The following is a 14,191-nucleotide window of genomic DNA, read 5'->3' as shown; positions in this document are numbered from 1 at the left end:
GTGAGCGACACACAGACCTATCTCGAGAACCGCCCGCCCACCGTGGCGGTGCTCTTCCTTGAGCGCGTCGCAGCGACGCCGAACGACGAGGCCTACCGGTATCCGGTGCCCGCGGCCGCCGGCCGCGGAGGCCCCGACGACTGGAAATCACTCAGCTGGGGCCAGGCGGCCGAGCGGGTATTCGCCATCGCTGCCGGACTGATCTCCCTCGGCCTGGAGACGGAGCAGCGCGTCGCGCTCGCCTCCGAGACCCGGGTCGACTGGATCCTCTCCGACCTCGGCGTGATGTGTGCCGGCGGCGCGGTCACCACGATCTACCCCAGCACCAACGCGGACGAGTCGGCCTTCATCCTCTCGGACTCCGAGAGCCGGCTGCTCATTGCCGAGAACGGGAAGCAGCTGGCGAAGGCGCGTGAGCGCCGCGCCGACCTGCCGAACCTCGCACACGTCGTGGTCCTGGACGCCGCCGACGCGGTCGCGGCCGAGGGCGACCCCGAGGGCTGGGTGCTCTCCCTCGCCGAGCTGGAGGCGCGCGGCACGGAGTACCTCGCCAAGCACCCCGAGGCGGTCAGGGAGCGGATCGCGACGATCACCTCGGACCAGCTCGCGACCCTCATCTACACCTCCGGCACGACCGGCCGCCCCAAGGGCGTCCGGCTGCCGCACGACAACTGGTCGTACCTGGCCAAGGCCATGACGGCCACCGGGCTGATCGGCAAGGACGATGTCCAGTACCTGTGGCTGCCGCTGGCCCACGTCTTCGGCAAGGTACTGACCTCCGGCCAGATCGAGGCCGGTCACGTCACCGCCGTCGACGGCCGCATCGACAAGATCATCGAGAACCTGCCGGTCGTGCAGCCGACCTACATGGCCGCCGTCCCGCGCATCTTCGAGAAGGTCTACAACGGCGTGGCCGCCAAGGCCCGGGCCGCCGGCGGAGCCAAGTACAAGATCTTCAAGTGGTCGGCGGGCGTCGCCCGCGAGTACGCCAAGGTCACGCAGGACAACTTCCGCCGCACCGGCCGGGCCACCGCCCCCTTCGGCCTCACCACCCAGCACAAGATCGCCGACGCGCTCGTCTACTCCAAGCTCCGCGACGCCTTCGGCGGCAAGCTCCGCGCCGCCGTCTCCGGCGCCTCCGCCCTGGCACCCGACATCGGCTTCTTCTTCTCCGGCGCGGGCGTGCACATCCTGGAGGGCTACGGCCTGACCGAGTCCAGCGCGGCCTCCTTCGTCAACCCGGGCGAGGCCTACCGCACCGGCACGGTCGGCAAGCCGCTCCCCGGCACCGAGGTCCGCATCGCCGACGACGGCGAGGTCCTGCTCCGCGGCCCCGGCATCATGCAGGGCTACCACGGGCAGCCGGACAAGACCGCCGAGGTCCTGGAGTCCGACGGCTGGCTGCACACGGGCGACATCGGCGAGCTGTCGGCCGACGGCTACCTGCGCATCACCGACCGCAAGAAGGACCTGATCAAGACCTCGGGCGGCAAGTACGTCGCCCCGGCGGAGATCGAGGGCCAGTTCAAGGCGATCTGCCCGTACGTGTCGACGATCGTCGTGCACGGCGCCGACCGTAACTTCTGCTCGGCGCTGATCGCCCTCGACGAGCCGTCGATCCTGGTCTGGGCGGCCGACAACGGGCTGGAGGGCAAGACGTACGGAGAGGTCCTGGCGGCGCCGGAGACCAACCGCCTGATCGAGACGTACGTCCAGACCCTCAACGAGGGTCTGCAGCGCTGGCAGACGGTCAAGAAGTTCCGGCTGCTGCCCCGCGACCTCGATGTCGAGCACGGCGACCTCACGCCCAGCCTGAAGCTGAAGCGGCCGGTGGTCGAGCGTGAGTTCAAGCACCTGATCGAGGAGATGTACGAGGGGTCCCGCGAGGCGTAGCGCCTGCGGCGGGCCCGGCGGGGCGGGGCGGTGGACCGCCCCGCGGCCCCGCCGTTCCCGGGCGGCCCCGGGTGTCGGCCGGGAGCCGGCTCCCGGGACTCCGCCCCGGACCCCGCGCCTCAAACGCCGGCGGAGCCGGCGTGCGTGGGGCCGGGCGGTGTGGTGGGTGCGGGATGATGGGGGTATGCCTTCCGCACTCCCCGACGGTGAACCCATGCCCGAAGACGGCTCGCTGCCGTCGCATGCCCTGGTGGGCGCGGGGGAGCGGCCGCTCGGGTTCTACCTGCACGTCCCCTACTGCGCCACGCGCTGCGGCTACTGCGACTTCAACACCTACACGGCCACCGAGCTGCGGGGCACCGGCGGTGTGCTCGCCTCCCGGGAGAACTACGCCGACACCCTGATCGACGAGGTCAGGCTGGCGCGGAAGGTGCTCGGGGACGACCCGCGGCAGGTCCGGACCGTCTTCGTCGGCGGCGGCACGCCCACGCTGCTGCCCGCCGCCGACCTCGTACGCATGCTCGCGGCGATCCGGGACGAGTTCGGCCTGGCCGAGGACGCCGAGATCACCACCGAGGCCAACCCGGAGTCGGTCGACCCTCGGTACCTGGCCGAGCTGCGCGCCGGGGGCTTCAACCGGGTCTCCTTCGGCATGCAGAGCGCCAAGCAGCACGTCCTGAAGGTGCTCGACCGCACCCACACGCCGGGGCGGCCCGAGGCGTGCGTGGCGGAGGCGCGGGCGGCGGGCTTCGAGCACGTCAACCTCGACCTGATCTACGGGACGCCCGGGGAGTCCGACGAGGACTGGCGCGCGACGCTCTCGGCGGCGCTGGGGGCCGGGCCCGACCACATCAGCGCCTACGCGCTGATCGTCGAGGAGGGCACGCAGCTGGCGCGCCGGATCCGCCGGGGTGAGGTCCCGATGACGGACGACGACGTCCACGCCGACCGGTACCTGATCGCGGACTCGGTGATGGCCGGGGCGGGGTACTCCTGGTACGAGGTCTCCAACTGGGCCACCTCGGAGGCCGGGCGCTGCCTGCACAACGAGCTGTACTGGCGCGGCGCCGACTGGTGGGGCGCCGGGCCGGGCGCGCACTCGCACGTGGGCGGGGTCCGGTGGTGGAACGTGAAGCACCCGGGGGCGTATGCCGCGGCGCTGGCGGAGGGGCGGTCGCCCGGGGCGGGACGGGAGCTCCTGTCGCAGGAGGACCGGCGGGTGGAGCGGATCCTGCTGGAGCTCCGGCTGGTGGACGGGGTACCGCTGTCGCTGCTGGCTCCGGCCGGGCTGGCGGCGTCCCGCAAGGCCCTTGCGGACGGGCTGCTGGACCCGGGGCCGTACGAGGGCGGGCGGGCCGTGCTGACGCTGCGCGGGCGGTTGCTGGCCGATGCGGTGGTCCGGGACCTGGTGGACTGAACGGCCTGCGGCGCCGCTGCCGGGAGCGCTGCCCCCGGACCCCCGCGCCTCAAGTGCCGGCGGGGCTGGATGCGTCGGGGGTCGTGACGTGGTCGATGAGGTGTTCCACCGAGCCCAGGAGGGTCGGTTCCAGGTCGCGGTACGAGGTCACCCGGGACAGGATGTGCTGCCAGGCGGCGCCGGTGTTCTCCGGCCAGCCCAGGGCCCGGCAGATGCCCGTCTTCCAGTCCTGGCCGGGCGGGATCACCGGCCACGCCGGGATGCCCAGCGCGGACGGTTTCACGGCCTGCCAGACGTCCACGTACGGGTGGCCCACGATCAGGACGTCCGGCGAGGTCACCGACGCCGCGATGCGGGACTCCTTCGAGCCCGGGACGAGGTGGTCGACCAGGATGCCGAGGCGGGCGTCCGGGGCCGGGGCGAAGTCGGCGACGATCGCCGGGAGGTCGTCGATGCCCTCCAGGTACTCCACCACCACGCCCTCGATGCGCAGGTCGTCACCCCAGACCCGCGCCACCAGCTCGGCGTCGTGCCGGCCCTCGACGTAGATCCGGCCCGCCCGTGCCACCCGCGCCCGCGCTCCCGGGACGGCCAGTGAGCCCGACGCCGTCAGACGTGGCCCGGAGGGCCTGCGCGCGGGCCGGACCAGGGTGACCACCTCGCCGTCCAGCAGGAACCCGCGCGGCTCCATCGGGAACACCCGCCGCTTGCCGAAGCGGTCCTCCAGGGTCACCGTGCCCGCCTCGCAGGCCACCACCGCGCCGCAGAAGTCCGTACCGGCCACCTCGACCACGAGGTCGGGGTCCGCCGCCACCTCCGGCACGGCCTTGGGTCGCTTCCACTGCGGGGTCAGGTCGGGGGAGTACTCGCGCATCCGGCCGACAGTAGGAGAGCCTCGCGCGTCACGCCTCCGACACGCCGAAACGGGCCGCCAGTGTGGCGCGTTGCGCACGGACGAAGCCCGCGTCGACCACCGCTCCGTGACCCGGTACGTACAGTGCGTCGTCCCCGCCCAGCGACAGCAGCCGGTCCAGGGCTGCGGGCCACTGCCCCGGCGTGGCGTCAGGGCCCGCCTGGGGCTCGCCCGATTCCTCGACCAGGTCCCCGCAGAAGACCACCTCGCGCTCGCCCGGCACGAAGACGGCCAGGTCGTGCCCGGTGTGCCCGGGCCCCACATTGGCGAGCAGCACCTGGACGCCCCCCAGTTCCAGCGTCCACTCGCCGGACACCGCGTGCCGGGGCGGCACCAGCAGGTCCACCGCCTCGGCCGCCTCCGCCTCCGCGAGCCCGTGCCGCACCGCGTCCCCGCGCAGCTCCTCGCGGCCCGTCGACAGCACCGCGGCGAGCCCGACCGCGCCGAACACCTCGGCCCCGGCGAAGGCGGCCCCGCCCAGCACATGATCGAAATGACCGTGGGTGAATGCGATATGGGTCACGCGCCGGCTCGTCAGCCGCTCCGCCTCGGCGCGCACCTCGGCGCCCTCGCGCAGGCACGACCCGGGGTCGATCAGGAGGACCGAATCCTCGCCCACCACCAGCCCCACGGTGCAGTCCCACACCGGCAGCCGCCGCCGGCCGGCCCGTCCGGTCAGCCGTTCCCAGCCGGACTCTTCCCAACGCACGTCCATACGGCGACGCTACCCTGGCGGGCCTCCCTTGCCAGGGGCTTACCGCCCGGCCGTACACTGAGCGGGGGCTCTCTGGCACTCGAACGATCAGAGTGCCAACGACCACGGCAGAACACGGCAACGGACCACAGCTGGAGGTGTGCGCGCGATGCTGAGCGAACGCAGACTCGAAGTGCTGCGCGCCATCGTCCAGGACTACGTCGGGACGGAGGAGCCGGTCGGCTCCAAGGCGCTCACCGAGCGGCACCGGCTCGGCGTCTCGCCCGCCACCGTGCGCAACGACATGGCCGTGCTGGAGGAGGAGGGCTACATCGCCCAGCCCCACACCAGCGCCGGCCGGATCCCCACCGACAAGGGCTACCGGCTCTTCGTCGACAAGCTGGCGGGGGTCAAGCCGCTGTCGTCGCCCGAGCGCCGGGCCATCCAGAACTTCCTCGACGGCGCCGTCGACCTCGACGACGTGGTCGGCCGCACGGTGCGGCTGCTCGCGCAGCTCACCCGGCAGGTCGCCGTCGTCCAGTACCCGAGCCTGACCCGGTCGACCGTCCGGCACGTGGAGCTGCTCTCGCTGGCTCCCGCGCGCCTGATGCTCGTACTGATCACGGACACCGGACGCGTCGAGCAGCGGCTCATCGACTGCCCGGGCCCCTTCGGGGAGACCTCGCTGGCGGACCTGCGGGCCCGGCTCAACAGCCGGGTCGTCGGGCGGCGCTTCACCGATGTGCCCCCGCTCGTCCAGGACCTCCCCGAGTCCTTCGAGGCGGAGGACCGCGGCACGGTCTCCACCGTGCTCGCGACACTCCTCGAGACCCTGGTCGAGGAAGCCGAAGAGCGGCTGATGATCGGCGGTACCGCCAATCTCACCCGCTTCGGACACGATTTTCCCCTGACGATCAGGCCGGTGCTCGAAGCGCTGGAGGAGCAGGTCGTGCTCCTCAAGCTGCTGGGCGAGGCCAACGAGTCGGGAATGGCCGTACGGATCGGGCATGAGAACGCCTACGAGGGACTGAACTCCACGTCGGTCGTCTCGGTCGGTTACGGTTCGGGCGGCGAAGCAGTCGCCAAACTCGGCGTGGTCGGACCGACCCGCATGGACTACCCCGGAACGATGGGAGCGGTACGCGCAGTGGCACGTTACGTCGGACAGATCCTGGCGGAGTCGTAAGTGGCCACGGACTACTACGCCGTTCTCGGCGTGCGCCGCGACGCATCGCAGGACGAGATCAAGAAGGCCTTCCGGCGCCTCGCGCGTGAACTCCACCCGGATGTGAATCCGGATCCGAAGACGCAGGAGCGCTTCAAGGAGATCAACGCGGCCTACGAGGTGCTCTCGGACCCGCAGAAGAAGCAGGTCTACGACCTCGGCGGCGACCCGCTGTCCTCCTCGGGCGGCGGCGGCGGAGCGGGCGGATTCGGGGCGGGTGGCTTCGGCAACTTCTCCGACATCATGGACGCCTTCTTCGGCCAGGCCTCGCAGCGCGGCCCGCGCTCGCGGACCCGGCGCGGCCAGGACGCCATGATCCGCCTCGACCTGGAGCTGGACGAGGCGGCCTTCGGGACCACCAAGGACATCCAGGTCGACACGGCCGTCGTCTGCAACACCTGCTCCGGCGAGGGCGCCGCTCCCGGCACCTCGGCGCAGACATGTGACATGTGCCGCGGCCGCGGTGAGGTCTCGCAGGTCACCCGGTCCTTCCTGGGCCAGGTCATGACCTCGCGCCCCTGCCCGCAGTGCCAGGGCTTCGGCACCGTGGTCCCGACCCCGTGCCACGAGTGCGCGGGCGACGGCCGGGTCCGCTCCCGGCGCAGCCTCACGGTCAAGATCCCGGCCGGTGTCGAGAACGGCACCCGGATCCAGCTCGCGGGCGAGGGCGAGGTCGGCCCCGGCGGCGGCCCCGCCGGCGACCTGTACGTGGAGATCCACGAGCTGGCGCACCCGACCTTCCAGCGCCGCGGGGACGACCTGCACTGCACGGTCACCATCCCGATGACGGCGGCCGCGCTGGGCACCAAATGCCCGCTGGAGACCCTCGACGGGCTGGAGGAGATCGACATCCGGCCCGGCACCGGGTCCGGCCAGGCGATCCCGCTGCACGGGCGCGGTGTCACCCACCTGCGCGGTGGCGGACGCGGCGACCTGATCGTCCACGTCGAGGTGACCACCCCGGGCAAGCTGGACGCCCAGCAGGAGGACCTGCTCCGCCAGCTGGCGAAGCTGCGCGGCGAGGAGCGGCCGATGGGCCAGTTCGCGCCGGGTCAGCAGGGCCTGTTCAGCCGGCTGAAGGACGCCTTCAACGGTCGCTGACCGACCTGGATCCACCGTCACGAGCCCGGCCAGGGAATTCCCGGGCCGGGCTCGTCGCATGGCCCCAGCGGGGCCCGGAACGCCGCCGGGAAGCGGACTATGCCAGGCGAATGCCATGATTCGGCCGCCCGCCCGGGACGTGGCACGATGCAGTCCATGTCCTCGGCACCGAACGGTCTCTCCCCGTACCCGATCGTGCAGGCTCCCATGGCGGGCGGCGCCTCCTGTCCCCCGCTCGCCGCGGCCGTGTGCGAGGCGGGCGGACTGGGGTTCCTGGCCGGCGGCTACAAGACCGCCGACGGGATGTACCAGGAGATCAAGCAGGTGCGGGCGCTCACCCGGCGCCGCTTCGGCGTCAACCTCTTCATGCCGCAGACCGGTTACGTCGACCCGGCCGCCGTGGAGGCGTACCGCGGCCAGCTGGCCGGCGAGGCGAGCTGGTACGAGATCTCGCTCGCCGAGGAGGACATCATCGGCACCAGCGACGACGGCTACGACGCCAAGCTGGCCATCCTCCTCGAAGACCCGGTCCCCGTGGTCTCGTTCACCTTCGGCTGCCCCTCCTCCGCGGCCCTCGCCGCCCTGCGCAAGGCCGGTACGTACACCATGGTCACGGTGACCTCCGTCGAGGAGGCCCGCAGGGCCCAGCACGCGGGCGCCGACGCGGTCTGCGTCCAGGGCGCCGAGGCCGGCGGTCACCAGGGCACCCACCGGGACGATCCGCAGATCGACGGCACGGCGGCCGTGGGCCTCCTCGCGCTGGTGGGCCAGGTACGGGAGGCCGTGGCCCTTCCGATCATCGCGGCGGGCGGCCTCATGCGGGGCTCGCAGATCGCGGCCCTGCTGGCGGCCGGCGCGGACGCGGCGCAGCTCGGGACGGCCTTCCTGGCCTGTCCCGAGTCGGGGGCCGACCCCGTGCACAAGAAGGCGCTGACGGACCCGCTGTTCGTCCGCACCGAACTGACCCGGGCCTTCTCCGGGCGGCCGGCACGGGGGCTGGTGAACCGCTTCATGCGCGAGCACGGCCCCTACGCCCCCGCCGCGTACCCCCAGGTCCACCACCTGACCTCGGGGCTGCGCAAGGCGGCCGCCGCGGCCGGGGACCCGCAGGGCATGGCCCTGTGGGCGGGCCAGGGGCACCGGCTGGCGCGGCCGCTGCCGGCGGGGGAGCTGGTGGAGGTGCTGGCCGCCGAACTGGCGCAGGCACAGAGCACGTTGAAGGAAATGCAGATGAGGAGTGCGTCATGACCGCCCCGGTGTTCGTGGTGGAGGAGGTCCCCGCGGGACCGGAGTTCGTGCTGGACGGCCCGGAGGGCCGGCACGCCGTCTCCGTGAAGCGGCTCAACCCGGGCGAGGACGTCGTCCTCACGGACGGCCGCGGTCACTGGGCGGAGGGCGTGGTCAAGGCCGCCGAGGGCAAGGACCGGCTGGTCGTCATGGACCTGCACGCCATCGCGGAGGAGCCGGAGGCGGAGGTCCGGATCACGGTGGTCCAGGCCCTGCCCAAGGGGGACCGGGGCGAGCTGGCCGTCGAGACGATGACGGAGACCGGCGTGGACGCCATCGTGCCGTGGCAGGCCTCGCGCTGCATCACGCAGTGGCGCGGCGACCGCGGGGCCAAGTCCCTGGCCAAGTGGCGGGCCACGGCCCGGGAGGCGGGCAAGCAGTCCCGCCGGGTGCGCTTCCCGGAGGTGGCCGAGGCCATGTCCACCAAGCAGGTCGCGGCCCTCCTGGCCGACGCGGACCTGGCGATGGTGCTCCACGAGGACCGCGACACCCCCTCCGGGGCGCTGGCCACCGTCGAACTCCCGAAGACCGGCTCCGTCGTGCTGGTGGTCGGGCCGGAGGGCGGTGTCTCCCCGGAGGAACTCGCGGTCTTCGCCGGGGCCGGCGCCCACCCCTACCGCCTGGGCCGCTCCGTGCTGCGCACCTCCACGGCCGGTACGGCGGCGGTCGCCGTCCTGCTGGCCCGCACGGGCCGCTGGTCCTGAGGGCCCGCTCCGGATCCTGAGGGCCCGCTCCGATCCCCGGTCCTAGCGGCCCTCCGGCCCCGGACTTCGGCCCGCCGGGCCGAAATGCCCGCCCGTGGCAGGTGTCGGGCTGGATACGATGCCCGGACCGATCACCGTCACGGGAGGCTCAGCAATGGCCGGGGAACCGCAGGCCGACTGCCTGTTCTGCAAGATCGTCGCGGGGCAGATCCCCGCGACCGTGGTACGGGAGAGCGAGACCACGGTCGCCTTCCGGGACATCAACCCGCAGGCGCCCACGCACGTGCTCGTGATCCCCAAGGTGCACTACGCCGACGCGGCCTCCCTCGCCGCGGCCGAGCCGGCCGTCGCCGCCGACATACTGCGTGAGGCCGCACAGGTCGCCGCCGACGAGAAGATCGTCGACCACGGCTACCGGGTCGTCTTCAACACCGGCTCCGGCGCCGGGCAGACCGTCTTCCACGCCCACGCGCACGTCCTCGGTGGCCGCGGCCTCCAGTGGCCCCCCGGATAGCACGTGTCCGTACGAGAGTTCGTGGTGCTGGGCACCGCCAGTCAGGTGCCCACCCGCCACCGCAACCACAACGGCTACCTGCTGCGCTGGGACGGGGAGGGCATCCTCTTCGATCCGGGCGAGGGGACCCAGCGCCAGATGCTGCGCGCCGGGGTGGCCGCGCACGACATCAACCGGATCTGCATCACCCACTTCCACGGTGACCACAGCCTCGGCCTCGCCGGAGTGATCCAGCGGATCAACCTCGACCAGGTCCCGCACCCCGTCACCGCGCACTACCCGGCCTCCGGGCAGAAGTTCTTCGACCGGCTGCGCTACGCCACGGCCTACCGCGAGACCGTCCCGCTCCGCGAGGAACCGGTCGCCGCGGACGGCACGCTGGCACAGGGGTCCTCGTACGTCCTGGAGGCCCGGCTGCTCTCGCACCCGGTGGAGTCCTTCGGCTACCGGATCACCGAGCCCGACGGGCGCCGCATGGTGCCCGGGCTGCTCGCGAGGCACGGGATCAAGGGGCCGGACGTCGGCCGGATCCAGCGCGAGGGGCAGCTCGACGGCGTCACCCTGGACGAGGTCAGCGAACCCCGGCCCGGGCAGCGGTTCGCGTTCGTCATGGACACCCGGCTCTGCCCCGGCGTGTACGCGCTCGCCGAGGGCTGCGACATGCTGGTGATCGAGTCGACCTTCCTCGACGAGGACGAACGGCTGGCCACCGATCACGGGCACCTCACCGCCGGCCAGGCGGCGCGGGTGGCGCGGGACGCGGGCGTGCGGCACCTGGTGCTGACGCACTTCTCGCAGCGCTACACCGACCCCGCCGAGTTCGAGCGCCAGGCGCGTGCGGCCGGCTTCGAGGGAGACCTCACGGTGGCCGCGGACCTGATGCGGGTCCCCCTGCCCAAGCGGGGCTGACGGCGGGCACGGACCCCGCCCGGGGCCGTGTTCGCCGAGTGGGCCGAGTGACGAAGGGCGATCCGAGGGTGATCTGCGCCACACTGGGTTTTGGTCCCGCCCGGTGGGGGCAGGGCTGGCAGCTTTCCACGGGAAAACGTCATGCAGAAACGGGCCTTCGAGAAACAACGGGGAGATCGCCGTGACCGGTCGGGACTTCGAAATCCGCGCAGCCGCAGTGGACCCGCTCGGTCCGCTGCGTGACCCCCAGGAACCGGGCTGCGACGTCTTCCTGACCGGAACGGTCTTCCTCGACATCATCTTCACGGGCCTCGACTCGGCCCCCGTGCGCGGTACGGAGTCCTGGGCGCGCGGCATGGGGTCCAGCCCCGGCGGCGTCGCCAACATGGCCACCGCCCTGGCCCGGCTCGGCCTGCGCACCTCGCTGGCCGCCGCCTTCGGGGACGACCACTACGGCGAGTACTGCTGGGACGCCCTGGAGCAGGGCGAGGGCATCGACCTGTCCATGTCGCACACCATCCCAGGCTGGCACAGCCCCGTCACCGTCTCGATGGCCTACGAGGGCGAGCGCACGATGGTCTCGCACGGACACGAGGCCCCTCCGCCCGCCGGCCCCGGGCCCTTCCCGCAGTGCCCGCCGCGGGCCCGTGCGGCCGTGGCCGCGCTCGGGCCCGGCCGCGGCGAGGAATGGATCGGCGAGGCCGCCCGGCGCGGCTCGCGGATCTTCGCGGACGTGGGCTGGGACGAGAGCGGCCGGTGGGACCTGGGTGCCCTGGCCGACCTGGAGCACTGCGAGGCCTTCCTGCCGAACGCGGGCGAGGCGATGCGGTACACCCGGACCGACTGCCCGAGAGCCGCGGCCCGGGCGCTGGCGGAGAAGGTGCCGATCGCGGTGGTGACGATGGGCGCGGAGGGCTCGTACGCGGTGGACGGGCGCACCGGGGAGACGGCGCACATCCCCGGGATCACGGTGGACGAGCTGGACCCGACGGGCGCGGGCGACGTCTTCGTGGCGGGCTTCGTGACCGGCACCCTGGCGGGCTGGCCGCTCGCGGACCGGCTCGCCTTCGCCGGGCTGACCGCGGCCCTGTCGGTCCAGGAGTTCGGCGGCTCCCTGTCGGCCCCGGGCTGGCCCGAGGTGGCCCACTGGTGGCTGGGCGCCCCGCAGGAGCTGCGCGGCCGGTACGGCTTCCTGGACGACCTGATCCCGCCCGGCGGGGCCCCGGCGGCCCGGCGCAGGGCCGTCCCGACGATCGGCTTCCGGCACTCCGTGTAGCCGCGCGGGCCGCCGCTAAAACCCCTCGGGGAAGCCGAGGCGGAGACGTAGGCTTGGTTATCCGGAGGTCGTCGATCGGCGCGGCCCCTCAGCGGGAGGTATGTGCAGGCCACAGTGCCGGCCCATGACTCAGACACCCACAGCCCACATCCCGGCGCCGGGGCAGGCGCGAGCCCACTTCACCGTTCCGGCCACGCATCCGATGGTGACCGTGCTCGGTTCGGGCGACGTCCTCTTGCGCGTGATCGAGAAGGCCTTCCCGAAGGCCGACATCCATGTTCGGGGCAATCAGGTCAGCGCGATCGGTGAAGCGGCGGAAGTCGCCCTGATCCAGCGGCTTTTCGACGAGATGATGCTGGTGCTCCGCACCGGGCAGCCGATGACGGAGGACGCAGTGGAACGCTCGATCGCGATGCTCAAGGCGAGCGGCAACGGCAACGGCAAGAGCGACGGGCCCGCTGAGACGCCCGCCGAGGTGCTCACCCAGAACATCCTCTCCAGCCGCGGCCGCACCATCCGCCCCAAGACCCTCAACCAGAAGCGGTACGTCGACGCGATCGACAAGAACACCATCGTCTTCGGCATCGGCCCCGCCGGTACCGGCAAGACCTACCTCGCCATGGCCAAGGCCGTCCAGGCCCTCCAGTCCAAGCAGGTCAGCCGGATCATCCTGACCAGGCCCGCCGTCGAGGCGGGGGAGCGGCTCGGCTTCCTGCCGGGCACCCTCTTCGACAAGATCGACCCGTATCTGCGCCCGCTCTACGACGCGCTCCACGACATGATCGACCCCGACTCGATCCCGCGCCTGATGGCGGCGGGCACGATCGAGGTGGCCCCGCTGGCGTACATGAGGGGGCGTGCGATGCCCGTCTTCACGAACGTGCTGACGCCGGACGGCTGGCGCCCCATCGGTGATCTCCAGGTGGGCGACCTCGTCGTCGGGTCGAACGGTGAGCCGACCCCGGTCCTCGGCGTGTACCCGCAGGGCGAGAAGGACATCTACCGCCTTACGGCCCAGGACGGCTCCTGGACGCTGTGCTGCGGCGAGCACCTGTGGACCGTCAGGACGCGCGACGACAAGCGCCGCGACAAGCCGTGGCGGGTACTTGAAACCAAGGAGATGATCGGCAACCTCCGCGCGGCACACGCCCGCCGTTACGAGCTGCCGATGCTCACCGCTCCCGTTGCACACCCCAAGCGCGAGGTCCCGATGGACCCGTACGCGCTGGGGCTGCTGCTCGGTGACGGCTGCCTCACCGGCTCCACCACGCCATCGTTCGCGACGGAGGACGAAGAGCTCGTCCGGGCCCTGGAGGCGGCTCTTCCCGGGGTCACCGCACGGCACAGGGGCGGCCCTGACTACGTCCTGAACAGGGTGAAGTCGCCCGGTGATGTGGTCACCCTGGAAAACCCCGTCACCCGGGTGATGCGTGAACTGGATCTGCTCGGCAGCCGTTCGCACTCGAAGTTCGTCCCGGACGACTACCTGTTCAACACGGCAGACGTCCGCCTCGCGGTACTCCAAGGCCTGCTCGACTCCGATGGCGGACCGGTCACTCAGCAGGGTCGCACCTGCCGGATCCAGTACTCAACGGCGTCGATCGTCCTGCGCGACGATGTGATCGCTCTGGTGCAGTCCCTCGGCGGAATTGCCTACACCCGACGCCGCATGGCAGACAGCCAGGTGCGAGGCACTGCCATCGCCGCACACCGTTATGACGCGCACGTCGTCGACATCCGCCTCCCCGAGGGCATCGAGCCCTTCCGCCTCGCCCGCAAGCGGGACGCGTACCACGCGGCCGGAGGCGGTGGGCGCCCGATGCGCTTCATCGACTCCATCGAGCCCGCGGGCCGCGAGGAGGCGGTGTGCATCCAGGTGGCAGCCGAGGACTCGCTGTACGTGACGCAGGACTACCTGCTGACGCATAACACCCTCAATGACGCGTTCGTCGTCCTCGACGAGGCGCAGAACACCACCGCCGAGCAGATGAAGATGTTCCTGACCCGGCTCGGCTTCGACTCGAAGATCGTCGTCACCGGTGACGTCACGCAGATCGACCTGCCGGGTGGCGCCAGGAGCGGTCTGCGGGAGGTCCAGAAGATCCTGGAAGGGGTCCCGGACATCCACTTCTCGCGGCTCACGTCCGAGGATGTCGTCCGCCACAAGCTGGTCGGCCGTATCGTCGATGCGTACGAGAAGTACGACGACGGCCAGCAGGCCGGATCCGGCTACCAGCGGAAGTAGAACCCAGCGCACC

Annotated in this window: 12 protein-coding genes; 10 read left to right on the top strand and 2 right to left on the bottom strand. The window is 72.0% G+C overall.

Going from position 1 to position 14,191, the window contains the following annotated elements; translation table 11 throughout:
* Both OG444_RS13595 and hemW read left to right on the top strand, forming a co-directional pair.
* Positions 1-1,893, top strand: a complete 1,893-nt coding sequence (locus tag OG444_RS13595; RefSeq protein WP_327262424.1) for an AMP-dependent synthetase/ligase — start codon at positions 1-3, stop codon at positions 1,891-1,893.
* Positions 1,894-2,077: 184 nt separating this feature from the next.
* Positions 2,078-3,310 carry a radical SAM family heme chaperone HemW gene (gene hemW / locus OG444_RS13590; RefSeq protein WP_327262423.1) on the top strand — a complete coding sequence of 411 codons (1,233 nt, stop codon included), beginning with the start codon at positions 2,078-2,080 and terminating at the stop codon, positions 3,308-3,310.
* 49 nt (positions 3,311-3,359) lie between these two features.
* Here hemW and OG444_RS13585 read toward each other — a convergent pair whose 3' ends face one another.
* Together OG444_RS13585 and OG444_RS13580 are read right to left on the bottom strand one after the other, a co-directional pair.
* Complete coding sequence (locus OG444_RS13585; protein WP_327262422.1) at positions 3,360-4,184, bottom strand: DUF3097 domain-containing protein; 825 nt, start codon at positions 4,182-4,184, stop codon at positions 3,360-3,362.
* Positions 4,185-4,212: 28 nt separating this feature from the next.
* Complete coding sequence (locus OG444_RS13580; protein ID WP_327262421.1) at positions 4,213-4,938, bottom strand: MBL fold metallo-hydrolase; 726 nt, start codon at positions 4,936-4,938, stop codon at positions 4,213-4,215.
* 148 nt (positions 4,939-5,086) lie between these two features.
* Between OG444_RS13580 and hrcA the strand changes: the two genes are divergently transcribed.
* From hrcA to OG444_RS13540, 8 genes are all read left to right on the top strand, one after another.
* The gene (hrcA, locus tag OG444_RS13575) at positions 5,087-6,103 is read left to right on the top strand and encodes a heat-inducible transcriptional repressor HrcA (RefSeq protein WP_031150930.1); all 1,017 of its coding nucleotides are present in this window, start codon (positions 5,087-5,089) and stop codon (positions 6,101-6,103) included.
* The gene (gene dnaJ, locus OG444_RS13570; protein WP_030010180.1) at positions 6,104-7,243 is read left to right on the top strand and encodes a molecular chaperone DnaJ; all 1,140 of its coding nucleotides are present in this window, start codon (positions 6,104-6,106) and stop codon (positions 7,241-7,243) included.
* Between the two features lie 156 nt (positions 7,244-7,399).
* A complete protein-coding gene (locus OG444_RS13565) occupies positions 7,400-8,491 on the top strand; it encodes a nitronate monooxygenase (RefSeq protein ID WP_327262420.1) in 1,092 nt (363 codons plus the stop codon).
* Positions 8,488-9,234: a 16S rRNA (uracil(1498)-N(3))-methyltransferase gene (locus OG444_RS13560; protein ID WP_327262419.1), complete on the top strand. Its 747-nt coding sequence runs from the start codon at positions 8,488-8,490 to the stop codon at positions 9,232-9,234. The genes OG444_RS13565 and OG444_RS13560 overlap by 4 nt, the downstream gene beginning before the upstream one ends.
* A gap of 154 nt (positions 9,235-9,388) precedes the next feature.
* The gene (locus OG444_RS13555) at positions 9,389-9,748 is read left to right on the top strand and encodes a histidine triad nucleotide-binding protein (protein ID WP_327262418.1); all 360 of its coding nucleotides are present in this window, start codon (positions 9,389-9,391) and stop codon (positions 9,746-9,748) included.
* Between the two features lie 3 nt (positions 9,749-9,751).
* Positions 9,752-10,657, top strand: coding sequence for a ribonuclease Z (locus tag OG444_RS13550; protein WP_327262417.1), 906 nt, complete (start codon positions 9,752-9,754; stop codon positions 10,655-10,657).
* 181 nt (positions 10,658-10,838) lie between these two features.
* On the top strand, positions 10,839-11,933 hold the full coding sequence (locus OG444_RS13545; RefSeq protein ID WP_327262416.1) for a carbohydrate kinase family protein: 1,095 nt from the start codon (positions 10,839-10,841) through the stop codon (positions 11,931-11,933).
* A gap of 124 nt (positions 11,934-12,057) precedes the next feature.
* On the top strand, positions 12,058-14,178 hold the full coding sequence (locus tag OG444_RS13540; RefSeq protein WP_327262415.1) for a PhoH family protein: 2,121 nt from the start codon (positions 12,058-12,060) through the stop codon (positions 14,176-14,178).
* Positions 14,179-14,191: the final 13 nt, after the last annotated feature.

The organism is Streptomyces sp. NBC_01232, from assembly GCF_035989885.1.
Taxonomy (GTDB): domain Bacteria; phylum Actinomycetota; class Actinomycetes; order Streptomycetales; family Streptomycetaceae; genus Streptomyces.
Note: the sequence above shows the minus strand (reverse complement) of the source record. Positions and strands in the feature narration are given on the sequence as shown.

Bases quoted from the DNA above. Each gene is read 5' to 3' on its own strand.
- hemW (WP_327262423.1), top strand. From the start codon at position 2,078: ATGCCTTCCGCACTCCCCGACGGTGAACCCATGCCCGAAGACGGCTCG.
- OG444_RS13585 (WP_327262422.1), bottom strand. From the start codon at position 4,184: ATGCGCGAGTACTCCCCCGACCTGACCCCGCAGTGGAAGCGACCCAAG.
- OG444_RS13580 (WP_327262421.1), bottom strand. From the start codon at position 4,938: ATGGACGTGCGTTGGGAAGAGTCCGGCTGGGAACGGCTGACCGGACGG.
- hrcA (WP_031150930.1), top strand. From the start codon at position 5,087: ATGCTGAGCGAACGCAGACTCGAAGTGCTGCGCGCCATCGTCCAGGAC.
- OG444_RS13565 (WP_327262420.1), top strand. From the start codon at position 7,400: ATGTCCTCGGCACCGAACGGTCTCTCCCCGTACCCGATCGTGCAGGCT.
- OG444_RS13560 (WP_327262419.1), top strand. From the start codon at position 8,488: ATGACCGCCCCGGTGTTCGTGGTGGAGGAGGTCCCCGCGGGACCGGAG.
- OG444_RS13555 (WP_327262418.1), top strand. From the start codon at position 9,389: ATGGCCGGGGAACCGCAGGCCGACTGCCTGTTCTGCAAGATCGTCGCG.
- OG444_RS13540 (WP_327262415.1), top strand. From the start codon at position 12,058: ATGACTCAGACACCCACAGCCCACATCCCGGCGCCGGGGCAGGCGCGA.